The sequence below is a fragment of the Streptomyces sp. NPDC045026 genome (assembly GCF_056432625.1).
On sequence record NZ_JBWKIS010000004.1, the window covers coordinates 214,211 to 238,487 of the forward strand.

Here is a 24,277-nt window from a genome sequence, read left to right on the forward strand (position 1 = left end):
TCAGCTGTTCCTCTCCGCGTGCCAGTGACGACGGTCCGGAATTGGGGTGTTGTTCTCCCCCGGACTGAATATGGTGCCGTGTGCGCTGGCCAAATCGAGCTCAAAGAGGGTGCCCGCGGCAGCCGCGTTGAGGATTTGAATCCTCTCGCGGAGCGCGTCATGCTCTGCAACGCCAAGAAACCTGGCTCTTCCTTCGATCCAGAATTCTGCGTCTGCGGGCCCAGGTACAGCATGCAATACGTATCTGCCATCCCTCAGCAAGTCTTGATACTTGGGCGACTCCTTGATAATCCCCACGTAGACTGCGTCGGGCGTGATCACCGGGCATACCGGATGGACGCGCGGACTTCCGTCCTTTCGCGTAGTGGCAAGGAATGCCCGTCCCGTCGCGCTGATCAACTTGGTTCCCAGCTTGGCGAGCCTTGGATCCGCCGCCGCAAGACTGTTCCACCCAGCCATCTGCCTCGCCTCTCATCACTCGACATGCCATGGGGCGGAGCGCGCCCTCGAAGACGATCCCCGCCCCATGAATTCGCGTTTCCCTACTGTTCGAGGCGGGGTGCTACTTAGTCATCCCACCCGATGGCGAACGCCGCGGTCGTGTGGTTGTTGGGGACGACGTCCGAGGCCGGCTCATCCCAGCCCAGCGTGAACGCGGCCGTCGTGTGGTGACCGGGAACGACGGCCTCCGCCGGCTCATCCCAGCCCAGCGTGAACGCGGCCGTCGTGTGGTGACCGGGAACGACGGCCTCCGCCGGCTCATCCCAGGTCAGCTGTGCGGCAGTCGGCACGTGAGTCTCCTTTGCTCGCAGGATTAATGACGCCACCACGCGTGGTCGTACTGGCGAGGGTGGATATTAATCGCCGGGGCTTTCAGCATCCTTTCAGTCACCTTCCACCACGTAACTTGGCACGACACCTTGCGGTATTGCCCTTTCATCTGCCAGAGTCGCCACCGATCTTGGTGAGGGAGGGCCACGCCGTGGCGTCGGTTGGGAAGCGGATTCTGTTGCTACGAACGCTTCGGCATGCTGGATTCACACTGGCCGCGATGGTTGCCGCAGTTGAGGCAGTCGGCGCCCTGGTCCCAGCAGGCACGGCAATTGCCACTGGATTTCTGGTGGAACAACTACTGAATGGCCCTCGCAATGCCATCCTCGACTCGACATTGCTGCCTCTCCTACTCCTTGGCGGCGCCTTTCTCCTGGGCCGGATCGCTCAGGAGCTCGCCGGCCCGCTCACGTATCTGGCGACCCAGAGGATCGACGGTCATCACCGAGCCGATGTGGTCCGCCTGGTCTCGCGCAGCGCCACGATCGATGCGTTGGAACGCCCCCGTACGCGTCAGTTGCTGCGGCTCGCCCGGGGCGAGCGTGAGTTCTGGGGCGAACGCACTCCGGGCGAAGGGGCCTTGGCTCAGCTGAATCTGACGGTCCGCTACCTGGGGATGCTCGCCTCGTGCCTGGTGCTGGCCGTCCATGCCTGGTGGCTGGTTGCGCTCGTGCTCCTGCCGGCTCTCTTCTGTCAGTGGATGTGGCGGCGGGAGTTCGCCGCGACGCTGGCCCTGGACCGCTCCGGCCTCATGGATGAGATCCATGCCCGGCACTGGACCCAGCTCGCCACCGAGTGGACCGAGGGCAAGGAGGTCCGGACGTTCGGCCTGGCCGACTGGGCAACGGACAAGTCCCGCAAGCACACTCTGGCTCAGTGCGCCCCGACCTGGGCGGCCGGAGAACGCAGTGCGAAACGGCAGTGGCTGGTGGCCGCCATCGTCGGACCACCACTGATCCTCGCGTACCTCCTGGTCATGTGGGACACCGTGCACGGGCCAGGCACTGTTGCCACACAGACGGCCCTCTTCGCGGCAGCCTGGTCGGTACTGAGCGCCCTCAGCTACACGGATGCGCTCGACGTCGACGGTGCGCTGCCGGGCCTGACAGCCGTGGAGGACCTTGGCCAGGAACTGGGAAGCGGCCAGGGGAATGCGCCGCAAACCCAGGCCGCTGTGATCCCGGAGGGCCCGCTCGTCATTCGGTTCGAGGATGTCTCGTTCCGCTATCCGGGCACCGACCGGCCTGTCCTGAGCCACCTCGACCTGGCCCTGCGTCCCGGCGAGTTGCTGGCCGTCGTGGGTCTCAACGGGGCCGGAAAGTCCACTCTGATCAAGCTCCTTGGTGGCCTGTACCGCCCGACCTCGGGCCGTATCACCGCCAACGGGACAGACATCGCCGACCTCGATCCGGCCCAGTGGCGGCGTCATCTCGCCATCGTCTTCCAGGACTTCGTGCGCTACCCCCTGTCCGTCTCGGACAACATCGCCCTGGGCCGCGCGGATTCCCCGGCCGATCACGCCCGACTCCAGGGTGCGGCCGAGGACGCGGGTTTCGCCGGGTTGCTTGCGGGACTGCCCGAGGGCTGGGACACGCCACTGTCGCGCTCCCGCACCGGAGGAGTCGACCTGTCCGGCGGCCAGTGGCAACAAGTGGTACTGGCACGCGCCCTGTACGCGGTTCGCAGCGGAGTGGATGTCCTCGTCCTGGACGAGCCGACCGCGCACTTGGATGTGCGCACCGAGTTCGACGTCTTCCACCGGATCGTCGACCGCCGGGGCGACGCCGGCATCGTCTTGATCTCTCACCGGCTGTCCACCGTCCGCGACGCCGACCGCATCGTTCTGCTCGACGACGGACGGGTCACCGAGAGCGGCACGCACGACGAACTCATGGCGCAGGGCGGCGGCTATGCCCGTCTGTTCACGATCCAGGCCGAGCGCTTCCGTTCCGGCTACGACGACCGGATCGAGGAGGGCGAGGCGCGGTGAACAGTGCTCGGTACGTACGTTTCTGGTGGGACATTCTGCGGGTGACGCGCGAGCGTGCCCCGGTGCTGATGGCCGTCAACTTCGCCGTGGAGACCGTAGTCCTGCTGGCCGGCGTGGGAATGGCGCTCGCCCTGCGCGCTGCCGCCGACGGCGCCGCGTACGGTGACACGGCCGAGGCCCTGATCGGGGCCTGCGGAGCGGCTGTGGCAGCCACCGCGACGCTGGTGACCGCGCGTCTGCGCGACCTGGTCGGCAACTTCCTCGTGGTCGAGAAGATCGGGCCCGCCTGGCTGGCCGGCCGCATCACCCACGAGGTCGCCACACTCGAAAGCACCGAGCACATGGAGCGCGGTGACTACCTGGACCGCATCGGCCTGCTCCGCACCTCGTCGTGGGAGCTGGTGGCGGGAATGTGGACCGCCGTCCGCACACTCTTCTCGGCTCTCCAGCTCACCGTCGTGCTGCTGTTGCTCGGCAGCGTCTCGCCCTGGCTGCTCTGCCTGTTCGCGTTGGCGGCAGTGCCCCTGTGGTGCGACGCCCATGCGCGTGGCCTGCTCAACCGGGCCCAGACCGCCACGGCCGAGCAGTTCCGTCTCCAGCGACGCCTGTTCGAGCTGGCCACCGACGTGGCCGCGAGCAAGGAGATCCGCGTCAGCGGTGCCACCGACCGGCTCCTCGAGCATCAGAATCAGGCGTGGCACGCCATGGTGGGCGAGCGCTTCAGGGCCCGGATGCATGCGTTCTTGTGGAGGTTCCTGGGCTGGGCCGCCTTCACGGCCGGCTTCACTGCCATGCTCGCCCTCGTCGTCACCCAGTCCGCCGCAGGTCGCTCCACCCTGGGCGACGTGGTCATGACCGTCACCCTCGCCGCGTCGCTGCAGCAGACCGTCCAAGCCGCCGTCAGCCAGTTCACCGGAACGATGAGTGCCGGCGTCGTGATCGAGCCCTACCTCTGGCTGCAGACCTACGCCGATGCCGACCGCGCCCGAGCCCGCGGAACCCTCCCCCCACCCCAAGCACTGGGCAGGGGCATCGAGTTGAAGGGCGTCAGCCACACCTACCCCGGCACGCTGCGCCCCGCCCTGGACAACGTGAGCGTCACCCTGCCCGCCGGTTCTGTAGTGGCGGTCGTAGGTGAATACGGCTCGGGGAAGTCCACACTGATCAAACTCCTCGGCAAGTTCTACCGGCCGGACAGCGGCAGCATCCTCATCGACGGGACGAACCTCACCGCCCTCCACACCGAGCAGTGGCGGGCCCGCACCAGTGCCGCCTACCAGGACTTCGGCCGCTACCCGCAGACCACCTTCGCCGAGGCCGTCGGGCTCGGCGACCTTGCCCACATCGCCGACGCCACGCGCATCGCGGACGCCATCAGGGCCGCGGACGCCGAAAGAATCGTGGAACGCCTGCCCGACGGACTCGACACCCCGCTCGGCAGGGCTTTCGGCGGGGTCGACCTCTCCGAAGGCCAGTGGCAGAAGACTGCCCTGGCGCGGGCCTCCATGCGCCAGGCTCCCCTGCTGTTCGTGCTGGACGAGCCCACCGCTTCCCTGGACGCCCCCAGCGAACACGCCATCTTCGAGCGCTACATGGAACGGGCCCGCTACCTCGCCCACCACACCGGAGCCATCACCGTCATCGTCTCCCACCGCTTCTCCACCGTCGCCGGATCCGACCTGATCCTCGTCCTCGACAAAGGCACGCTGGTCGAGCACGGCACACATCAAGAGCTGCTCGCCGCTCACGGCCGCTACGCCGAGCTCTACGGCATGCAAACAGCTGCCTACGCCCTCGACTGACCGGCCCACGAGAGGAAGGAACTCATGCGCTCGGCGAAGGACTTTCCCGAACAGCTCCACACCACCCAGGGCTTCACGCTCGGCGCCCCGCACTCCTTCTCCCTTTCACCGGACCAGAAGCGCCTGGTCTTCTTGAGGTCCATGTCGGGAACATCAGCGACAACCGGGCTATGGGTATACGACATGGATCCCGGAGTGGAGCGACTCGTCGCTGACCCCCGCACCATGGCGGAAGGCCAACATGGCACCGAGCCGGGCATCGGTGGTTACAGCGTCGACGAGGAGGTGACGCGCGCGGCCTTCCTCTTCCAGGGCCAAGTCCGGCTGGTGGACCTCCTCGGGCCCCAGGCCGCCCCGCGTCGTGTGTCCACCGCCGCTCCGGTGGCCGACCCCCGCCTGTCCCCCGACGGCTCCCACCTCGCGTACGTCTCCAACGGTGCCCTCCGCGTCGTTGCTGCTGACGGGACCGACGACCGCACCCTGGCCAAGCCCGAGGGAGACACCACCACGTGGGGACTGGCCGAGTTCATCGCCCGCGAAGAGATGGGGCGCCTGCGCGGATTCTGGTGGAGTCCCCGCAGTGACAGGCTCCTGGCCACGCATGTCGACACCGCCCCCATCCGTCAGTGGTGGGTAGCTGACCCCGGCGCACCCGCCGAACGTCCTCGAGCCGTCTCGTACCCGGTAGCCGGCACACCGAATGCGAGCGTCACCCTGGCCGTCCTCGACCTCGGCGGCGGGCGAACACCCGTGGTCTGGGACAGGGCGCAACTGCCCTACCTCGCTGCCGTGTGCTGGAGTGTCTGGGGGCCGCCGCTCATGTTGGTGCAGTCCCGTGACCAGCGCCGGGAGTGCGTCCTGCAGATCGACCCTGCCGACGGGACCACCCTGGTCCTTCACGAGCGGACTTCGGACACCTGGTGCGACATCTTCCCCGGCGTGCCGTCGTGGGATTCGAAGGGCCGTCTGGTGATGATCTCGGACGACGCGGACTCGCGGCACCTGACCGTCGCCGGCGAACGGGTAACCGCCTCCGAGTTGCACGTGCGCGCTGTTCTGAGCGCAGGCCCAGGTCCGCTGTTGTTCTCAGCATCACCCCGTACGTCGATCGGTGAGGTCCACGTCTACAGCGTGGACGACGCCGGGGTGACGACACAGCATTCAGCGATCCCGGGGGTCCACGCCGGGTTGCGATCCGGAGACGTGACGCTGCTGACGTCAAGCACCCTGGATCCTCCCGGGCGTTCAGCCTGGCTCCACGGCACTGGCACGCGCATCAGCTCCGTGGCCCAGGAACCCTGTATTTCCGCGCGGCCGACCCTGACCGAGGCAGGCGAACGCCGAATTCCCTGCGCGGTCTTCATGCCTTCCGGATACGAGGTCGGCGGACCGCCGCTGCCAGTCCTGATGGACCCCTACGGGGGCCCGCTCGTTCAGAAGGCTGTGGCAACGCACCACGCCCACTTGACCTCGCAGTGGTTCGCCGACCAAGGGTTCGTCGTCATCGTGGCGGACGGACGCGGCACCCCGGGGCGAAGTCCGGCATGGGAGAAGGAGATAGCTCGGGGATTCGGCGAGGTGCCGCTGACCGACCAGGTCGACGCCCTGCATGCCCTGGCGGAGCACTTCCCTGTGGACCTCGGTCGAGTGGCCATACGCGGTTGGTCCTTCGGAGGCTACTTGGCAGCGCTCGCGGTCCTGAAGCGTGGTGACATCTTCCATGCAGCGATAGCCGGAGCCCCGGTCACCGACTGGCGCCTGTACGACACGCACTACACAGAGCGCTATCTCGGACACCCTGACGACAGTCCCGGACCGTACGAGGAGAGCCAACTGACGTCGTTGGCACCCCGCCTGAGACGTCCACTCATGCTCATCCACGGCCTGGCGGACGACAACGTCTTCGCAGCCCACAGTCTGCGCCTGTCTGCCGCACTCACCTCTGCCGGGCGTCCTCACACCGTTCTCCCCCTCCCCGGCCTCAACCACATGATCGCCGACCAGGCGGTGATCAAGAATGTGCTGCCGCTCGAAATGCAGTTCCTGAAGAGTGCCCTCGGCCTCACCTCTTGATTCGATGGGAGTCTCAAATGCTGATCAGCCTGACCAAGAAGGAATCCGGTGGGTACCTTGCGACCGCCCGTATCGAGGCTGGCGCAGTCGAGGTACTCGTGGCCGAGACAGACCACGACCACACCCTGCCGCACGAACTGTCGCATATCGCCATCGAGGGCTGCCTTTCCCTGGACTGGGGTTTTTGGGGTTGCGTTTCACGCGGCGCCCTGTTCGACGGCATGAAGATACTCAACGGACGCGACGAAGATGCTGCAGCAGAGATCTCCGCTGCAGTCAGGGCGGACGCGGGCGCCCGCTTCTACAAGGCAGAAATCATGGTCGCCGCAGTTGAGGACTCCTATCCCGACGGCCACATCAAGGACGCGGAGGAATGTCGCGCTCTTGCCGGACGGAGCTACGAGGATCTTCGCAAGGAAATCTTGGCCGTTGACTTCTCGGAGATCGCCGAGCAGCTGGGTGCACTGGTGGACGAATGGGCGAGCCTACCGCCAGGCGGCACGCTGTCACGGGAATGGGTGACACCGAGAAATCCCCTGGATTTCACGGTAGACCCGGTCTGATGCTCCCGGACAAGGGAATGCGAAATGGATGAGTCTATTGCCGCGCAATATCCTGACCTCCTCCGCCCGTTCGATTGAAGATGAGGCATGTGACCATGAGAAATCAGACCCTGAGTGTCGTCGTGCCGTCCCGGAACGAGGGGCGCCGGCTCCGTCAGACGGTCTCCGAGATCGTCGACGGCGACCTCGGGACGGGCATCACGCTACGAGAAGTAATCATTGTCGACGATCAGTCGTCAGACGGAAGTGCGGAAGGCGAGTTCCCCTCCATCGTGAAGGTGGTGCGACCCGACAAGAGGCTCGGAGTGGCACGGGCCAAGAACTTCGGTGCGACTTTCGTTACCGGTGATTTCGTCGTGTGGTCCGATGCGCACATCGGAGTTCCCCCGGGATGGGCAGCGCAGCTCATAGATGAACTCAAGGCAGAAGATGTGGGGGCGGTATCGCCCGGCATCCAAGGAATGGAGGCTGACTCACGAATAGGCTATGGCGGCACGTGGGCGACAGGCGACCCGTCGCTCAACTGGCGCTGGCTGTCGAAAGCCGGCACTGCCGCCTACGAGGTGCCATTGCTTCCCGGCGGGTTCATGGCCATGCGCCGCGACGTCCTGGAACGTACCCAGGGCTTCGATGGAAAGCTCGGCACATGGGGGGAGGAAGATGTCGAGATTTCGCTGCGCCTGTGGGCCATGGGATTGAAGTGTCTCGCGATTCCAGATGTCGCCGTTCGCCACGCCTTCAAGTCCGATGCCGGTGTCACGTCGGACGGCGGAATGCTCATCTACAACAAGCTGCGCGTTGCCGCCCTCCATCTTCCGGATGAGCGATTTACGGCATTCGTTCAAAGAATCAGACGAATTCGCGAGTTCCCTGACGCCATGACGCGGTTCATCCGCAGCGACACGCTGCACCGCCGCGAAGAGCTGGAAAGAACTCGCGTCAGGCCCAGAGAGTGGATCATCGACCGGTTCAGCCTGGGACCGGTGTTCGACGATTCGCCGGCCTGAACGCGGTACACGGCCCAGATCGCCGTGCTCGCGCGGCAACTGAGCGGGCAGCAGGTGCGAAGGGAGTCCGCACTCCCAGTGACGCCACGGAGCGCGTCCGGGAACAGAAAAAGGGCCGTTATGAAAACGGCCCTTCACCTGCGACGTTCGAACTGTCGGGACGACAGGATTTGAACCTGCGACCCCTTGACCCCCAGTCAAGTGCGCTACCAAGCTGCGCCACGTCCCGGTCGCGCCGCCCGGCGGGTGTTCCGCTTGGCGGCGCAGAAAGAACAATACCCCAAGCTCAGGGGTGGTCCGTAGCCGGTGCGAGGGGCCTGGGGGCAGCGGCCGGACCGTGCCCGGACGGCCGGACCCCGGCGCGGGACAATCGAGGCATGAGTGACGTGAGCAGTGGCCGGGACCGCGACCGTGACGAGGAGGGGCGGGCCCGGAACGCGCGCCCCCGCGACGGCCTGGGCCGTCCGCTGCCGTACGGCGCGGAGGGGGTGGCGCGGCAGCCGGAGGGAGTGGTGCGGGCCCCCGAGGAGACGGTCACGGAAGCGCAGGATCTGCTGGATGCGGGCAGGCCGTTCCACGCGCACGAGGTGTTCGAGGACGCGTGGAAGTCGGGACCGGACGGGGAGCGGGGTCTGTGGCGTGCTCTGGCGCAGCTGGCGGTGGGATTGACGCATGCGGCCCGCGGCAACACGTCGGGCGGCGCCCGCCTCCTGCGCCGGGGTGCGGCGGGAGTCACCACGTGGACCGAGACCACGGGCCGTCACAGCCCCTACGGAATCGACGCGGTGACGCTGACCGCGTGGGCCACCGACCTGGCTGCTGAGGTGGAACGGACGGACACCCCGGTCGACGCGGCAACGCGCGCACCAAGCCTGCACGGACACTAGGGTGCGCGCCCGGTGAGGGGCGCGGGGAACTGCGCGCCCAGCCCCGCACAAGTCGCAGCGAACCACGAACCCCGCCCGCCCCCGAACACCGGTCCAAGGCCCACCCATCCGTACCGGCCCACCATGCGCACCTCGATTCCCGATGTGAGGCTGGCCGGGTGACCACCACAACGGAGACCGTGCAGCCCCCGGCGCCGCAGCCGCCCGTGCTGGACCGGCGGCGCCGCAACGTCGTCTTCGTGACGATCATGCTGGGCATGCTGCTGGCCGCGCTCGACCAGACGATCGTCGGCACGGCGCTGCCCACGATCGTGTCGGATCTGGGCGGCGCCGCGCACATGTCGTGGGTCGTGACGGCGTACCTCCTCGCGGAGACCGTCGCCACGGTGCTGGTCGGCAAGTTCGGTGACCTGTTCGGGCGCAAGGTGGTCTTCCAGGTCTCGGCGATCGTCTTCATCACCGGTTCGTTCCTGTGCGGACTCTCGACGAACATGACGCTGCTCATCGCGTGGCGCGCGGTGCAGGGCATCGGCGCGGGTGGCCTGATGGTGACGGCGATGGCGCTGATCGCCGATGTCATCCCGCTGCGGGAGCGGGGCAAGTACCAGGGGGCCATCGGCGCCGTCTTCGGGGTCGCGACCGTGATCGGACCGCTGCTCGGCGGCCTGTTCACGGACCATCTGACCTGGCGCTGGGCGTTCTACGTCAACGTACCGATCGCGATCCTCGTCGTGATCGCCGCGGCCCGCACGATCCCCGTCGTGAAGTCTGCGGTCCGTCCCGTCATCGACTATCTCGGCATCGCGCTGGTCGCGGTCGGCGCGAGCGCGCTCATCCTGGCGACGAGCTGGGGCGGGAACGAGTACGCGTGGGGTTCGCCCACCATCATCGGCCTGTTCGTGCTCGGCCTCGTGGCGCTGGCCGGCTTCTGCTGGGTGGAGACGCGCGCCGAGGAACCCATGCTGCCGATGCGGCTGTTCGGCAATCCGGTGTTCACGGTGTGCTCCGTGCTGAGCTTCATCGTGGGATTCGCGATGCTCGGCGCGCTGACGTTCCTGCCGACCTATCTCCAGTACGTGGACGGCGATTCGGCCACGGTCTCCGGCGTGCGCACCCTGCCGATGGTGATCGGTCTGCTGCTCGCGTCGGTGTTCAGCGGCAACGTCGTCAGCAAGACGGGCCAGTACCGGCTGTTCCCCATCGTGGGCTCGCTGATCATGGCGGTGGGGCTGTACTTGCTGTCCCTGATGGACAGTTCGACCAGCGCCTGGCTCGCGTCGCTGTACATGTTCGTGCTCGGCGCCGGAATCGGCCTGTGCATGCAGGTCCTGACGATCGCCGTGCAGAACACCGTCGAGTACGCGGATCTGGGCACGGCCACGTCGGGCGTCACCTTCTTCCGTACGCTCGGCAGCTCCTTCGGTACGGCCGTGTTCGGCACCATCTACACCAACACGCTCAAGACGAACCTCACCGACGGGGTCGCCGCCGCGGCGCGGACCGGGGTCGCGCGGCCGGCCGTGATCGCCAGGGCGGCGCAGAGCCCGGAGGGGCTGCACCGCCTGCCCGCCCCGGCGCGTCAGCCGATCGTGGAGGCGTACGCCGACACGCTGCACACCGTGTTCCTCTGGACGGTCCCGGTCGCGCTGCTCGGCTTCGTCGTGGCGCTCTTCCTGAAGCAGGTTCAGCTGCGGGACAGTGCGCGGCTGGGGTCGTCCGACATGGGCGAGGGTTTCGCGTCGCCGCAGGGCGGGGACTCGGCGATCCTGCTCGAACGGGCCGTCGGCGACATCGTCAAGTCGACGGACCTGGACACCGCCCGGCGCATCCTGGAGGAGTCGGACACGCGGCTCGACACCGCGGGCGCGTGGGCCGTGATGCAGGTGGAGTTCTTCACACGGATGGTGGGGCACGCGAGCCTCGGCATGATCGCGGCCCGCCGCCGCCTGCCGCCCGAGGTCCTGGTGCCGGTCTTCGACCGCATGGTCGAGGAGGGCTATCTGACGCGCACCGGCCACTACTTCTCGAACACGGCTGCCGGGCAGCGCGAGGCGGACGAGATCAGTCACGCCTGGGGCACGTGGCTGAGCCGGCAGGTGGAGAAGGACCTCGGCAGGCCGCCGGGCAAGGACCTGCGGGCCGCCGTGGACACGATCGCGAAGCGGCTGCTGGCCGAGGACCTGGAGCACGGCCTGCCGGCGCGGAGCCGGGACAAGGTCCTGTCCGCTTCCTGACGGTGGCTCAGCGCAGCAGGAGCTGCGCCCCGCCGACGACGGTCGCCGCGATCACCAGGCGCTCGAACAGCCGCTGGTTGATGCGGTGCACGCAGGCCTTGCCGATGAACGCGCCGGGTACGACGAACAGGACGAGCGCCGCGTCCAGGAGCAGCGAACGCCCGTTGATCAGGCCGAGGCCCACGCTGAACGGCACCTTGGCCGAGTTGACGATGAGGAAGAACCACGCGGAGGTGCCGAGGAAGCCGAGCTTGCGGAAGCCCGCCGAGAGCAGGTACATCGACATGACGGGCCCGCCGGCGTTGGCGACCATGGTGGTGAAGCCGCCGAGCACGCCGTAAGAGCGGGCCTTCGCGCGGCCGGCGCGGCTCGCGCTCTCCTCGACCTCCGGCGCGTCCGCCCGGCGTCTGCGCCACACCGTGACGGCGGCCATCAGGAGCAGGATCGCCCCGATCGACGTGCGCACCATGGCGTCGTCGGCCCACACCATGAACAGCGTGCCGAGCACCACTCCCCCGGCCACGGCCGGGAAGAGGCGCCACAGGGTGGGCCAGTGAGCATGTCTGCGATAGGTGAGTACGGCGAGGATGTCGCCGGCGATGAGGACAGGCAGCAGGATGCCGGTGGACTCACGGGCGGGCAGGACCGCGGCGAAGATGGCGAGGCTGACCGTGTTGGCGCCGCTGACGGCCGTCTTCGAGAAGCCGACGAGCACGGCCGCGGCGGCGAGCGCGGCGAATTCCCAGAGGGTTATGGAGTACATACCGGGGACAGATGCTAGACCCATCTATCGGCCCGGCGGCAGGGGGCGCCGCATGCTGGGACGGCACCCCCTGCCTGCTCCCGGGGTCAGTCGGTGTACTGGGCGCGCAGTTCCCGCTTGAGGACCTTCATGCTCGGGCCGAGCGGCAGCTCGTCGGCGAACTCGACGCGGCGCGGGTACTTGTGGCGGCCCAGGTGCTCCTTGGACCACTCGGTGATCTCGTCGGCGCCGGCGGCCGCGCTCCCCGCGTCCTGCTTGCGGATGATCACGGCGCAGACCTCCTCGCCGTGCACGGGGTCGGGCAGGCCGATGACGGCGACCTGGGCGACGCCGGGGTGGCGCATCAGGACCTCTTCGACCTCGCGCGGGTACACGTTGTAGCCGCCGCGGATGATGACGTCCTTCTTGCGGTCGACGATGCGCAGATAGCCGTCCTCGTCCTTGGTGCCGAGGTCGCCCGTGCGGAACCAGCCGTCGACGAGGGCCTCCGCCGTGGCCTCGGGGCGCCCCAGGTATCCGGTGAAGACGCAGTGGCCGCGCACGACGACCTCGCCGAGCTCGCCCTCGGGGAGCAGCTCCACGCGGTCCTCGACCTCGGCGCGGGCGATCTCCACGTCGACGCCCCACATGGGGTGCCCGATCGTGCCCGGACGCGCGCCGAAGACCGGCTGGTTGGTGGCGGCGGCCGGGGAGGTCTCGGAGAGCCCGTAGCCCTCATAGACGGTGGCGCCGAAGGCGTCCTGGAAGCGTTCGAGGACGGCGACGGGGAGCGAAGCGCCGCCCGAGACGCAGACCTTGAGGGTGGGCAGCTTCTCGGCCGCTGCCGCCGCGGCCACCAGGTTCACGTACATGGTGGGCACGCCGTGGAAGGTGTTCACGCCCTCGGCGACCATCAGGGCGATGGCTTTGGCCGCGTCGAAGCGCGGGAGGAGGACGAGGGTGGCGCCGGCGCGCCACGTCGCGTTCATGGAGACGGTCTGCCCGAAGGCGTGGAAGAGCGGGAGAGCGCCGAGCGCGATGTCGTCGGAGCGCACGTCGTGGCCGTCGAAGGCGCTGACCGTCGCGTTCATCACCAGGTTGAAGTGGCTGAGGACGGCGCCCTTGGGGACGCCGGTCGTGCCGCTGGTGTAGAAGACGACGGCCGGATCGTCCGCGTCGCGGGTGAGGTACGTGGGCAGCGGCTCGGCCTCGTGCGTGAGCCGCTCCAGGTCGCCGCCCTCGCCGAGGGTCAGCATGTGCACGCCGGTCGCCTCGGCCGCCGCCCCGCCGGTCTTCGCCTGACCCGGGTGGCACAGGAGCAGGGTGGCGCCGCTGTCGCGCAGGACGTGCTCGACCTCCCCGGCGGACAGGAGCAGGTGTACGGGGACGACGACGGCGCCCGCGGCGAGCGCGGCGTAGTACGCGCGCGGGAACTCGGCCACGTTGGGCGCCATCAGCGCCACCTTGTCCCCCGGCCGCACCCCGAGTCCGATGAGTGCGGCGGCCTGCTTGCGGGCCTGGAGCCACAACTCCCTGAATGTGATGCGCAGTTCACCCTCCACGAGCCCGGCCTTGTCCGGGTGACGGCGGGCGGACTCGGCGAGGATTGCGGCGAGGGACAGGGTTGCCATGAGGGTGGTGCTCCGTTCCGTACTGACTTCTGGTGCGGCTCTGAACCAGGTACAGCTCAGCGATGCGTCAGCGCGCGCCGCCGTTCACGTACAGCGTCTGGCCGCTGACGTAGGAGGCGTCGTCGCTGGCGAGGAAGGCTACGACGGACGCGATGTCCTCGGGCTGCCCGACGCGGCCGAGCGGGGTGCGCTCGGCGGCGAGCTTCTGGTGGTCCTCGGCGGTGGTGCCGACGCGCTCGGCGGTCGCGGCGGTCATGGCGGTGGCGATGTAGCCGGGCGCCACGGCGTTCACGTTGATGTTGAAGCGGCCGAGTTCGATGGCGAGGGTGGCGGTGAAGCCCTGGATGCCGGCCTTGGCGGCGGCGTAGTTGGCCTGGCCCCTGTTGCCGAGGGCGGAGCGCGACGACAGGGAGACGATCTTCCCGTAACCGGCCTGCGACATGTACTTCTGTGCGGCCTGCGAGCAGTTGTAGACGCTGCTGAGGTTCACGTTGATGACGGTGTCCCAGTCGGACTTCGGCATCTTGAAGAACATGCCGTCACGGGTGACGCCCGCGTTGTTGACCAGGATGTGCAGTGCGCCGAGTTCGTCGTGGATGCGCGCGAAGGTGGCCTCGACGGCGTCCTGGTCGGTGACGTCGCAACCGTACGCGGACGCCTGCCCGCCCTTGGCGCGGATCGCCTCGACGGTGGCCTCGGCGCGCTCGGCCGTGAGATCGACGACGGCCACGGCCGCGCCCTCCTCGGCCAGCCGCAGGGCGGTGGCGGCGCCGATCCCCTGCGCGGCACCCGTGACGACGGCCACGCGGCCGGTGAACCTGCTGCTCATCTTCTTCGAATTCCTTACGTTGTACGGGGGTTCAGGCGCGTTCGACGAGGACGGCGGAGCCCTGGCCGACCCCGACGCACATGGTGGCGAGGCCGCGCGAGCCGCCGGTGCGGCGCATGCGGTGGAGCAGGGTGGTGAGGATGCGGGCGCCGGAGCAGCCGAGCGGGTGGCCGAGCGCGATGGCGCCGCCGGTCGGGTTGACCAGCTCCGGGTCGATGCCGAGCGCGTCGACGCAGGCGAGGGCCTGGGCGGCGAACGCCTCGTTGAACTCCGCCTCCTGGACGTCGCCGACGGACCAGCCGACGCGGGCGAGCGCCTTCTGTGTGGCGGGGACGGGGCCGATGCCCATGACGTCCGGGTGCACACCGGCCGAGGCGCCGGCGACGTACCGGCCGAGGGATTCCAGGCCGAGGTCGCGCAGGGCGTCCTCGCTGACCAGGAGCAGGCCCGCGGCGCCGTCGTTCATGGGTGAGGCGTTGCCCGCGGTGACGGTGCCGCCCTTGCGGAAGACGGGCTTGAGGCCGCCCAGCTTCTCCAGGGAGGTGTCGGGGCGGATGCACTCGTCCTGCTCGACGACGACGCCGTCCGGGCGCGTGACGGGGAGGATCTCGGCGTCGAAGAGGCCGTTCTTGCGGGCCTCGGCGGCGTTGTGGTGGCTGCGCAGCGCGAAGGCGTCCTGGCGCTCGCGCGAGACGTCGTAGCGGTCGGCGACCTCCTCCGCCGTCTCCCCCATGGCGAGGACGCCGTGCAGCTCCTTCATCTTCGGGTTGACCAGCCGCCAGCCGAGGCGTGTGTCGTACGTCTCCATCTTGTGCGGCAGCGCCTCGTCGGGGCGCTGGAGCACGAAGGGGGCGCGGCTCATGGACTCGGAGCCGCCCGCGAGGACGACGTCGGCCTCGCCGGAGGCGATGGTGCGGGCGGCGGTGGTGACGGCTTCGAGCCCGGAGGCGCACAGCCGGTTCACGGTCGCGCCGGGTACGGACTCGGGCAGGCCCGCGAGGAGGGCGGCCATGCGCGCGATGTTGCGGTTGTCCTCGCCGGCCTGGTTCGCGGCGCCCCAGTAGACGTCGTCGATCCGGGCCGGGTCGAGCTGCGGGACACCGGCGAGCAGACCGCGGATGACTCCGGCCGCGAGATCGTCCGGGCGCACGGTGGACAGGGCCCCGCGCAGCTTTCCGATCGGGGTGCGGCGGGCGGCGGCGAAGTGGACGGGACGCACGTGCGGCTCCTGAGGGAAGTTAATTAGCACTGCTAGTTTTGGACTATAGACCCGGGCCCCGCACCCTGTGAAGTGGCGACCGCTGGATAGGCTCCCCGCCGTGAGCACTGCGTTCGAGTACGAGAAGTCGGGGGCGGAGATCTACCGCCGGTCCTTCGCCACGATCCGCGCCGAGGCCGATCTCGGCGGGATGCCCGCGGAGGTGGCCCAGGTCGCGGTCCGGATGATCCACGCGTGCGGGATGGTCGACCTGGCGGGCGACCTCGCGTACTCCCCGGACGTCGCGGTCCGCGCCCGCGAGGCGCTGCGCGGGGGCGCACCCGTCCTGTGCGACGTGTCCATGGTCGCCAGCGGGATCACCCGGAAGCGGCTGCCCGCGGCTAATGAGGTGGTGTGCACGCTGTCCGACCCGTCGGTTCCGGCGCTCGCCGAGCGGCTCGGCACGACGCGCTCCGCCGCGGCGCTGGAGCTGTGGCGGGAGCGGATGGGCGGGGCGGTTGTCGCCGTGGGCAACGCGCCCACCGCGCTTTTCCGGCTCCTGGAAATGGTGCGGGAGGGAGCGACGCCGCCTGCCGCGGTGATCGGAGTTCCGGTCGGGTTCGTGGGCGCGGTCGAGTCGAAGGACGCGCTCGTGGAGCATGCCGGGGAATTGGGGCTGGAGTATCTGGTGGTGCGGGGGCGCAGGGGAGGCAGTGCGATGGCCGCCGCAGCCGTCAACGCGGTTGCTTGCGAGGTGGAATAGGTTCGGGCGCACATCCCGGGGGCTGCGCCCCCGGCCCCCCTCTGGCGCCCTCCGGGCTCGTCCTCAAACGCCGGACGGGCTGGATTGTGCCGGGCTCAGCGCTGGACAGCCCCCGCCCACTCCACCGCCTCAGCCACCGATCCCACCTCGGTCACTCCCTCCGGCGCCGCCGGCCGCTCCACCACGATCACCGGGATCCCCGCCTCCCGCGCAGCCACCAGCTTCGCCGCCGTCGCCTCTCCCCCGGCGTCCTTCGTCACCAGCACATCGATGCCGTACTCCCGCAGCAGCGCCCGCTCGCCCTCCAGCGTGAACGGCCCACGGGCGAGCAGCACCTGCGACCTGGGCGGCAGAGGCGGCTCGGGAGCATCCACGGAGCGCACGACGCAGAACACGTCACCGATGTCCGCGAAGGCCGAGAGGCCCAGGCGGCCGACCGTCAGGAACGCGCGCCGGCCCAGCGTCGGCAGCCGCCTCCCCGCCTCCTCCAGCGAAGCGACGCCGTGCCAGTCGTCGCCCGGAGCGGGGACCCAGCCGGGGCGGCGCAGCGCCAGCAGGGGAACATGGGCCGTGGCGGCTGCCTGTGCCGCGTGGAAACTGATCGTCCCGGCGAAAGGATGGGTGGCGTCGATGAGCGCGTCCACCTGGAGCTCGCGCAGCGCGCGGGCCAGGCCATCGGCTCCCCCGAAACCGCCGGTCCGCACCTCGCCCGCGGGCAGCACGGGCCGCGCGACACGACCGGCCAGCGAGCTCGTCACGCGCCACCCGGGGTGGCCGGTGGTCAGGGCCTGCGCGAGGCGTCGGGCCTCGGTCGTGCCGCCGAGGATCAGTACGTGCACGGGTGCGGAGTCCCTTCATGAGTGAGGCGGGCGGGCCCAAGGGCGGACGCGGCGCCCAACTCAAGCACACCGGTCTGCGCCCCGGCTGGACGACCGGCGCCTGCGCGACGGGGGCGGCCACGGCCGCGTACACCGCGCTCCTGACCGGCGACTTCCCCGACCCGGTGGCGATCACGCTGCCGAAGGGGCAGACGCCCGCGTTCGCGCTGGCGGCCGAGGAGTTGACGGGCGAGCAAGCGATGGCGGGCATCGTGAAGGACGCGGGCGACGACCCGGACGTCACGCACGGCGCGCTGGTGCGCGCATCGGTGCGGCTGCTGCCCGCCGGATCCGGCATCGTGTTCCGGGCGGGCGCGGGCGTCGGCACCGTGACCCGTCCCGGGCTGCCCCTCGCCGTCGGGGAACCCGCCATCAACCCCGTGCCGCGGCAGATGATGCGGGACCACGTCACGGCCGTCGCCCAGCGCCACGGCGGGAGCGGCGACGTCGAGATCACCGTGTCCGTCGACCACGGCGAGGAGATCGCCCGGTCGACCTGGAATCCTCGGCTCGGGATCCTCGGCGGGCTGTCCATCCTGGGGACGACGGGCATCGTGGTGCCGTACTCCTGCTCGGCGTGGATCGACTCGATCCGGCGGGGCGTGGACGTAGCGCGGGCCGCCGGGCGCACGCATGTGGCGGGCTGCACCGGGTCGACGTCCGAGAAGACCGTCGTCGCCGAGTTCGGGCTGCCCGAGGACGCGCTTCTCGACATGGGTGACTTCGCGGGCGCCGTCCTCAAGTACGTGCGCCGGCATCCCGTCGACCGGCTCACGATCTGCGGCGGTTTCGCCAAGCTGTCGAAGCTCGCGGCCGGGCATCTGGATCTGCACTCGGCGCGCTCGCAGGTCGACAAGTCGTTCCTGGCCGGACTCGCTGCCGACGCCGGCGCGGGCGCGGAGGTCGCGGCGGCGGTGGCGGACGCCAACACGGGCCTCGCGGCACTCCAGTTGTGGCCGCCGCTCGGCGACCTGGTCGCCGCGACCGCCCGCGACGAGGCGTTGAGCGTGTTGCGGGGCGCACCCGTCCGGGTCGATGTATTGTGCATCGACCGCGCGGGTACGGTGGTGGGGCGCTGCGCACCCCGCTGAACACGCACTTCGACCCCCGGCGGCCTGTTCCGGTAGCAACTACTCCGGATCTCAGGGCTGGCCCTGATGTCCCGGGCGCGCGGCCTGCCTAGAGTTGAGTTCACCGGCACCGCTCCGCAGTCGACGTACGGGGGAGCCACGGGGGCAAATCGGGGGACGACGTCGCCTTCGGAGCGGCCAGCCGGGACCTTTTCGCTCCGCCCGCCAGGGGATGTCCGGCCATGACCCGCCGGACACCCCTTAGGCCGGGGTCAGCCGCGCAGGTAGGTGAGCACCGCGCGCACGCGCCGGTGTTCGAGCAGATCCTGTTCCAGGCGCAGTTTGCCGAAGATGTTCCGTACGTGCGTCTCCACGGTTTTTCCGCCGATGACGAGGCGCTGGGCTATCGCCTCGTTCGAGTGGCCCTCGGCCATCAGGGCCAGCACGTCCCGCTCTCTGCCGGTGAGTTCGTCGAGAGGGCTCGTGGGGCGCGGGGTGTTCATGAGCTTGGCCACGACGAGCGGGTCGAGGACCGTCTCGCCGGATGCCACGCGCTTGAGCGCTCCGCCGAGTTCGCCGATGTCGGCGACGCGCTCCTTGAGCAGATAGCCGAAGCCCTCGGGCTGCTCCGCCAAGGCCCTGACGGTGTCGGTCGTCTCGACGTACTGGGACAGCAGCAGCACGCCCGTGCCCGGGTGGGCCGCGCGGATCGCGGCCGCCGCGACCAGACCCTCGTCGGTGTGCGTCGGCGGCATGCGGATGTCGAGGAGCACGGCGTCCGGACGGTGCTCGGCGACGAGCGCGAGGAGCGGCCCCGTGTCGTGGCACTCCGCGGACACCTCGAATCCCTCGTCCGACAGCAGTCGTACGATCCCCTGCCGCAGCAGCGCCGAGTCCTCGGCAACGATCACCCGCACGGAAGCTCCGCCCTGATTCTGGTCCCGCCACCGGCGGGACTGTGTACATGCAACACTCCGTCGACGGCGGCAAGCCGGTCCGCGAGGCCGCGCAGGCCGCTGCCGCGCATGCTGTCCGCTCCCCCGACCCCGTCGTCGACGGTCTCGATGACGAGCCGGCCGTCCTGGTGCGTCGCGGAGACGCTGACGGCTCGGGCCCCGGCGTGCTTGGCCGCGTTGGACAGGGCCTCGCACACCGTGAAGTAGGCGGTCGACTCGACGACCGCGTCGTAGCGCCGGGGTTCGGCCGCGACGACGACCGGCAGGGTCGCCTCCCTGGCCAGCGCGGTCAGCGCGGGGCCGAGACCCTCGCGCGTGAGGACCGCCGGGTGCAGACCGTGGGCGAGGCCGCGCAGCTCCTCGATGGCGAGCCTGAGGCTGGACTCCGCCTCGGTCACGGACTCGCGCAGGGCGGCGTCGGGATGGTCGGCGAGGCCGCGTTCGACACGTCGCAGAGCCATCAGCGCGAAGACCAGCCTGGCCTGGGCCCCGTCGTGCAGATCCCGCTCCAGGCGTTTGCGTTCGGAGTCGGCCGCCTCCACGATGCGCGTGCTCACCTCCCTGGCGCGGGAGCGCAGCCACACGTTCTCGAGCGCGAGGCGCAGCGCCGCGGCGACGGACGCGAGGAGTTCCGGGTCGTCCATGAGGGCGGGGTCGTGGTGCAGGAGCGCGAGCGGCCGGCCGTCCGCCGCGCCCACGGGGGTGCGGCCGGGTCCGTCCACCGTCACCTCGCGCCCCGAGCCGTCGACGTACGCGGCGCGCTCCTCGCGCCACAGGCCGAGACGCAGCGTCGGGTCGCCCAGGACGCGGGCCAGCGCCTCGCGCAGCCGGGCCGGGTCTGGGTCGGTGCCGACCTCGATGACGAGGCCGCTGACCTCGGCGCGCTGGAGGTGCATGCGCAGCAGGCCGGCGAGGAACGCGAACGGCACGGCGACCTGCGCGAGGTCGGACAGCAGATAGACGGCCTGCTCACCGGTGTCGCCGACGTGGCCGAACCACGGCACGACGTAGAAGAGCATGTCCCACATCAGGAACACGACGGCGACGCCGATACCGATCCAGGCCGGGAGAAGTGCCTGCCTGCGGGCGGCGGAGGCGTGCCGCCAGCGCTGGACTATGGCCACCGCGGCGCCGGCGGAGATGATCCAGCCGACCGCGTGGTACACAGTGTCGACGGGGCCGAAAAGGTCGTGGGTGCCGGGGATGAACAGCGCGTTCGGGCCGCAGCCGTCGCAGTCGAGATACGTCGCGCCGGTGGCCCGCGCCGGGTCGAACAGGAGCGTGCGCAGCAGGCCGCCGACCGCCACGAGCCCGTACGCGAACTGGACCAGGCGCCGGGTCAGGACCGTCGTGAGGCGGCCCTCGGGGAAGCACAGGATGAGGTGCAGGAGGATCGCCATGTTCAGCGCCTCCCACCAGGCCCCGAACGCGAACAGGGCTGGTACGGAAGTGCCTTGGAGGTTCCCGAGGAACCAGGTGACGCCCTCGGCGACCATCAGCGGGCCGGTCCGGTTGGCGGGCCTGCGCCGCCAGGCCATGATCCCCGCGGCCGCGTACGCCCAGCCCACGGAGAGGTCCCGCACCACGTCGCCCGCGGAGCCACCGGCCCGCAGGTACGCCCACGAGCCCGCCACTCCCGATACGGCGGCGAGCGCCGCGGCCCCGGTCAGGCGCAGCCGAACCGCACGCTTCCCCTGACTGTCCACGGCCCACACGGTAAGCCATTTGGGGGAACGGCGCGCACTCGGTGTCGCCCGGCTTACGCACCGTGCTCGATGGACCCCGACCTCGTGTCCTGGCAGAGTGGCCGCCGTCCGCACATGATCCATGGGGGGTTCGGGTGGGTTCGCGCAGACTGCTGTCGTTCTCGGACGCGTTGGTGCTGCTCGGCGCCGATCCGCCGCGCCTCGCGGCGCTCGACCGGTCGCTCGGCGGGGTGCTGGCCGTGGCGACGGGCGGCGTGAGCGACGGAATCCTCCGTATCGCGGACGCGCGGGGCCGGATCCTGGGGCTCGGCCGTGACGCGGTGCGCGGGGTCGGGGCGCGGCTCGGGGCGGCGGACGGGCGGGTCGAGCGGGGCGAGGTGCTGCGGGCCGCACACACGGTCGTCGTGGTCCTCGGCTGGTTCGAGGCGCTCGCGGAGCAGGACCTTCCGTTCTCCCTCGACGCGGTGCGCATCACCCGTGGCGACCAGTTGTCGCTGGTCGGGGCCGGGGAAGCGGACGCCGGTTTCGCGCGGGCTCTCGCCGCGGTGGACGCGCCGTTCCCTGCGCCGCACCTCGCGCCGGAGGACGTGGCGCAAGAACTCCTCGGCTGGTACACGGCTCTGTCCGGGCGCTTCCTGCGGTTCGTGGCGGGCCTCGCGGTGTGGGACACACTCACGCCTGCGGGGCGGGATGCGGCGGAGCGGGCCCTGACGGGTGCGCTGCCGGGTGCGGCGTGCGTCCACTACGACAGCCTGTACGCCCAACTCAGCCAGCAGGCGCCGGAGTTCGGGTTCTGGGCCACGCTGACCGAGCACCGGGCGACGCGGGCCGGTGTGCAGCGGGCCCTCGCGGGAATCGAGACGCTGCTGGCCGGTACGGCGTCGCACGCGCGGCAGCCCGTGGATGTCGCGGCCGCCCTGGCCCGCTCCCACGAGGCGGCGCTCTCCCGTCCGGTCCTGGACGCGGCGTCGGCGCCCGACGGCATCCGCGTACCGGCCCTGGAGGAGATGTATCTGGACCCGGACTTCCGGGTGCGGCCGGTGGCCGGGCAGCACGGGCCGGCGGACGAGGCGTGGTGGGAGCGGGCCCCGGTGCGCGAGGACCTGACCCGGTACCTCGCCGGGGCGCTGACCTCGGCGGGGCAGGAGCGGACTCCCCTGCTGGTGCTCGGACAGCCCGGCGCGGGCAAGTCCGTCCTGACGCGGGTGCTCGCGGCGCGGCTCCCCGCGGCCGGATTCCTGCCGGTGCGGGTGCCGCTGCGCGACGTACGCGCCGAGGACGATCTCCAGGAGCAGATCGAGCAGGCGGTGCGGGGCGCGACCGGCGAGCGCGTCACGTGGCCCGATCTGGTCCGCTCGGCAGGCGGCGCGGTCCCCGTGCTCCTGCTCGACGGGTTCGACGAGTTGCTGCAGACGACCGGGGTGCACCACAACGACTTCCTGGTCCGGGTCGCCCGCTTCCAGGAGCGCGAGGCGGAACAGGGCCGTCCGCTGCTGGCCCTGGTGACCAGCCGCACGTCCGTCGCCGACCGCGCGCGCTACCCGGACGGCATGGTGGCGCTGCGCCTCGAGCCATTCCGCGCCGCGCAGATCCAGCAGTGGCTCGCGGTGTGGAACGACGCCAACGCGGCCGGGTTCACGGCGAGGAGCCTGCGCCCGCTGTCGTGGGAGGTGGTGTCGCGGCACGCCGCGCTCGCGGCGCAGCCGCTGCTCCTGACGATGCTGGCCCTGTACGACGTGGCAGGCAACGGCCTGCAGAGTGACGGCGGGGAACCGCTGGACGAGGCCGACCTGTACGAGGAGCTCCTGTTCTCCTTCGCGCGCCGTGAAGTCGGCAAGACAAGCGGGGACATGGCGTCCGACGACCTCCTGCGCGAGCGCGCCGAGCTGGAGATGCAACGCCTGTCCCTGGTCGCGTTCGCCCTGCTCAACCGGCGCCGTCAGTGGGTCTCGGCGGCCGAGCTCGACGAGGACCTGGCCGCGCTCCTGGGCCGCTCGTCCCCCGGGGCCTCCGGTTTCCGCACGCCGCTCGGCGCCGCCGAGGTCGCGCTCGGCCGGTTCTACTTCGTGCAGCGCGCCCAGTCGGTGCGCGACGGCCACGTCCTCGCGACGTACGAGTTCCTGCACGCCACGTTCGGCGAGTATCTGGCGGTGCGGCTCGCGCTGCACGTGCTGAGCGCGCTCGTACAGAACCGGCCCGCCCTCGCCCTCGGCGACCAGCGCGTGGACGACGACCTGGCGTACGCGCTGCTCTCGTACGCGCCCCTGTCCGGGCGCCAGATGCTGCGGTTCGCCGGCGCGATGACGGCACGGATGGAGCCGGCCGAGCGGTCCAGGCTCAGCCGCGTCCTGATCCGCGTACTCGACCAGCACGAGACCCGCACCGGTGACCAGCACCCCGCCTACCGGCCTGCGACGCTGAGAGTCGCGTCGCGGCACGGCCTCTACGGCGCCAATCTCGTCCTGGTCATTCTGCTGCTGACGGGCGGCACCACGGCCGCCGAGCTGTTCCCCGGCTCGGCCAACCCGGTCAGCGCCTGGCACCGGCACGCCCTGCTGTGGCGTTCGGCGCTCAACGAGGAGCAGTGGACGGACTTCGCCCTGTCGATGACCCTGCACCGGTCCTGGGACGCCGACGGCCGCCGCACGCTCGACGTCGCGCCGCGGTACGGCGCGCCCGCACCGCCGGACCCGGTCGACGCGAACTGGCTCTACCGCTACCCCCGGGGCCACGGCGGGCCCGGCTGGTCCCGGCCCTACTGGGACGAGATCTGGCACAAGATGGAGGTGTCCGGCGGGACGAACGACTCTCTCGTGCGGCACGTCATGGACCCGGTGTTCGCGTGGCTGGGCCCTTCCGTGACCACGTTCGTGGCCACGGAAGGGGAGCCGGCCACCTCGCTCGCGCACGACGTGCTGCACCTCCTGCTCAGCGGTGGCGTGGAACTCACCGACGCCGAGCTGGAGTTGACGTACCGTCGGGTACTGCGCGGCATGGAGGCCCTGCCGGGCAGTCACGTCCATCGCGTCACGGCGCTGCTCGCCACCGCCGCGAGGCGGGACGACGCGCGGCTGCCGGCGGACCTGCAGAGCGAGATCTACTCGTTCACGAGGTAGG

The 24,277-nt window shown here is 70.2% G+C and carries 19 protein-coding genes and 1 tRNA gene; 10 read left to right on the forward strand and 10 right to left on the reverse strand.

Annotation, left to right across the window (positions count from 1 at the left end; genetic code table 11):
• Both AC07EJ_RS11550 and AC07EJ_RS11555 read right to left on the reverse strand, forming a co-directional pair.
• Positions 1 to 321: a hypothetical protein gene (locus AC07EJ_RS11550; protein WP_478884117.1), complete on the reverse strand. Its 321-nt coding sequence runs from the start codon at positions 319 to 321 to the stop codon at positions 1 to 3.
• Positions 322 to 566: 245 nt separating this feature from the next.
• A complete protein-coding gene (locus tag AC07EJ_RS11555) occupies positions 567 to 791 on the reverse strand; it encodes a hypothetical protein (protein WP_389476449.1) in 225 nt (74 codons plus the stop codon).
• Positions 792 to 1,324: 533 nt separating this feature from the next.
• On the opposite strand from AC07EJ_RS11555, the gene AC07EJ_RS11560 reads away from it, so the two are divergent.
• From AC07EJ_RS11560 to AC07EJ_RS11580, 5 genes are all read left to right on the forward strand, one after another.
• Complete coding sequence (locus AC07EJ_RS11560) at positions 1,325 to 2,821, forward strand: ABC transporter ATP-binding protein (protein WP_478884118.1); 1,497 nt, start codon at positions 1,325 to 1,327, stop codon at positions 2,819 to 2,821.
• Entirely contained in the window at positions 2,818 to 4,623 is a 1,806-nt protein-coding gene (locus tag AC07EJ_RS11565; RefSeq protein ID WP_389476453.1) for an ATP-binding cassette domain-containing protein, read from the forward strand. Before AC07EJ_RS11560 ends, AC07EJ_RS11565 begins: the two co-directional genes overlap by 4 nt.
• Positions 4,624 to 4,647: 24 nt before the next feature.
• Positions 4,648 to 6,696: a S9 family peptidase gene (locus AC07EJ_RS11570; protein ID WP_478884119.1), complete on the forward strand. Its 2,049-nt coding sequence runs from the start codon at positions 4,648 to 4,650 to the stop codon at positions 6,694 to 6,696.
• Positions 6,697 to 6,713: 17 nt separating this feature from the next.
• The gene (locus tag AC07EJ_RS11575) at positions 6,714 to 7,259 is read left to right on the forward strand and encodes a hypothetical protein (protein ID WP_389476457.1); all 546 of its coding nucleotides are present in this window, start codon (positions 6,714 to 6,716) and stop codon (positions 7,257 to 7,259) included.
• A gap of 95 nt (positions 7,260 to 7,354) precedes the next feature.
• Positions 7,355 to 8,266 (forward strand): glycosyltransferase, encoded by a 912-nt coding sequence (locus AC07EJ_RS11580; protein ID WP_389476459.1) that lies wholly within the window; start codon positions 7,355 to 7,357, stop codon positions 8,264 to 8,266.
• Positions 8,267 to 8,421: 155 nt separating this feature from the next.
• Here AC07EJ_RS11580 and AC07EJ_RS11585 read toward each other — a convergent pair.
• Positions 8,422 to 8,495, reverse strand: a tRNA-Pro gene (locus AC07EJ_RS11585).
• Positions 8,496 to 8,643: 148 nt separating this feature from the next.
• Between AC07EJ_RS11585 and AC07EJ_RS11590 the strand changes: the two genes are divergently transcribed.
• Both AC07EJ_RS11590 and AC07EJ_RS11595 read left to right on the forward strand, forming a co-directional pair.
• Positions 8,644 to 9,153 (forward strand): DUF309 domain-containing protein, encoded by a 510-nt coding sequence (locus AC07EJ_RS11590; protein ID WP_393581598.1) that lies wholly within the window; start codon positions 8,644 to 8,646, stop codon positions 9,151 to 9,153.
• A gap of 158 nt (positions 9,154 to 9,311) precedes the next feature.
• Entirely contained in the window at positions 9,312 to 11,387 is a 2,076-nt protein-coding gene (locus AC07EJ_RS11595) for an MDR family MFS transporter (protein WP_393581599.1), read from the forward strand.
• Between the two features lie 7 nt (positions 11,388 to 11,394).
• Here AC07EJ_RS11595 and AC07EJ_RS11600 read toward each other — a convergent pair whose 3' ends face one another.
• The 4 genes from AC07EJ_RS11600 to AC07EJ_RS11615 form a co-directional block, all read right to left on the reverse strand.
• Positions 11,395 to 12,150 (reverse strand): sulfite exporter TauE/SafE family protein, encoded by a 756-nt coding sequence (locus AC07EJ_RS11600; protein ID WP_389476505.1) that lies wholly within the window; start codon positions 12,148 to 12,150, stop codon positions 11,395 to 11,397.
• An 86-nt stretch (positions 12,151 to 12,236) separates the two neighbouring features.
• A complete protein-coding gene (locus AC07EJ_RS11605; RefSeq protein WP_478884120.1) occupies positions 12,237 to 13,760 on the reverse strand; it encodes a long-chain-fatty-acid--CoA ligase in 1,524 nt (507 codons plus the stop codon).
• A gap of 67 nt (positions 13,761 to 13,827) precedes the next feature.
• Complete coding sequence (fabG, locus tag AC07EJ_RS11610) at positions 13,828 to 14,589, reverse strand: 3-oxoacyl-ACP reductase FabG (RefSeq protein ID WP_389476509.1); 762 nt, start codon at positions 14,587 to 14,589, stop codon at positions 13,828 to 13,830.
• Positions 14,590 to 14,620: 31 nt separating this feature from the next.
• Positions 14,621 to 15,808 carry a thiolase family protein gene (locus AC07EJ_RS11615; RefSeq protein ID WP_389476511.1) on the reverse strand — a complete coding sequence of 396 codons (1,188 nt, stop codon included), beginning with the start codon at positions 15,806 to 15,808 and terminating at the stop codon, positions 14,621 to 14,623.
• Between the two features lie 100 nt (positions 15,809 to 15,908).
• Here AC07EJ_RS11615 and AC07EJ_RS11620 point away from each other — a divergent pair, with 100 nt between their 5' ends.
• Positions 15,909 to 16,550 carry a precorrin-8X methylmutase gene (locus AC07EJ_RS11620; RefSeq protein ID WP_389476513.1) on the forward strand — a complete coding sequence of 214 codons (642 nt, stop codon included), beginning with the start codon at positions 15,909 to 15,911 and terminating at the stop codon, positions 16,548 to 16,550.
• A 95-nt stretch (positions 16,551 to 16,645) separates the two neighbouring features.
• Here the strand turns inward: AC07EJ_RS11620 and AC07EJ_RS11625 are convergent, their stop codons facing one another.
• Positions 16,646 to 17,389 carry a cobalt-precorrin-6A reductase gene (locus tag AC07EJ_RS11625; RefSeq protein ID WP_389476515.1) on the reverse strand — a complete coding sequence of 248 codons (744 nt, stop codon included), beginning with the start codon at positions 17,387 to 17,389 and terminating at the stop codon, positions 16,646 to 16,648.
• Between the two features lie 17 nt (positions 17,390 to 17,406).
• On the opposite strand from AC07EJ_RS11625, the gene AC07EJ_RS11630 reads away from it, so the two are divergent.
• Positions 17,407 to 18,519 carry a cobalt-precorrin-5B (C(1))-methyltransferase gene (locus AC07EJ_RS11630; RefSeq protein ID WP_389476517.1) on the forward strand — a complete coding sequence of 371 codons (1,113 nt, stop codon included), beginning with the start codon at positions 17,407 to 17,409 and terminating at the stop codon, positions 18,517 to 18,519.
• A 251-nt stretch (positions 18,520 to 18,770) separates the two neighbouring features.
• On the opposite strand, the gene AC07EJ_RS11635 is transcribed toward AC07EJ_RS11630, so the two are convergent.
• Together AC07EJ_RS11635 and AC07EJ_RS11640 are read right to left on the reverse strand one after the other, a co-directional pair.
• Positions 18,771 to 19,409, reverse strand: a complete 639-nt coding sequence (locus AC07EJ_RS11635; protein WP_478884262.1) for a response regulator — start codon at positions 19,407 to 19,409, stop codon at positions 18,771 to 18,773.
• Positions 19,406 to 21,160, reverse strand: a complete 1,755-nt coding sequence (locus AC07EJ_RS11640; RefSeq protein ID WP_478884121.1) for a sensor histidine kinase — start codon at positions 21,158 to 21,160, stop codon at positions 19,406 to 19,408. The genes AC07EJ_RS11635 and AC07EJ_RS11640 overlap by 4 nt, the downstream gene beginning before the upstream one ends.
• Before the next feature lie 134 nt (positions 21,161 to 21,294).
• Between AC07EJ_RS11640 and AC07EJ_RS11645 the strand changes: the two genes are divergently transcribed.
• Entirely contained in the window at positions 21,295 to 24,276 is a 2,982-nt protein-coding gene (locus AC07EJ_RS11645) for an NACHT N-terminal helical domain 7-containing protein (RefSeq protein WP_478884122.1), read from the forward strand.
• Position 24,277 lies beyond the last annotated feature (1 nt).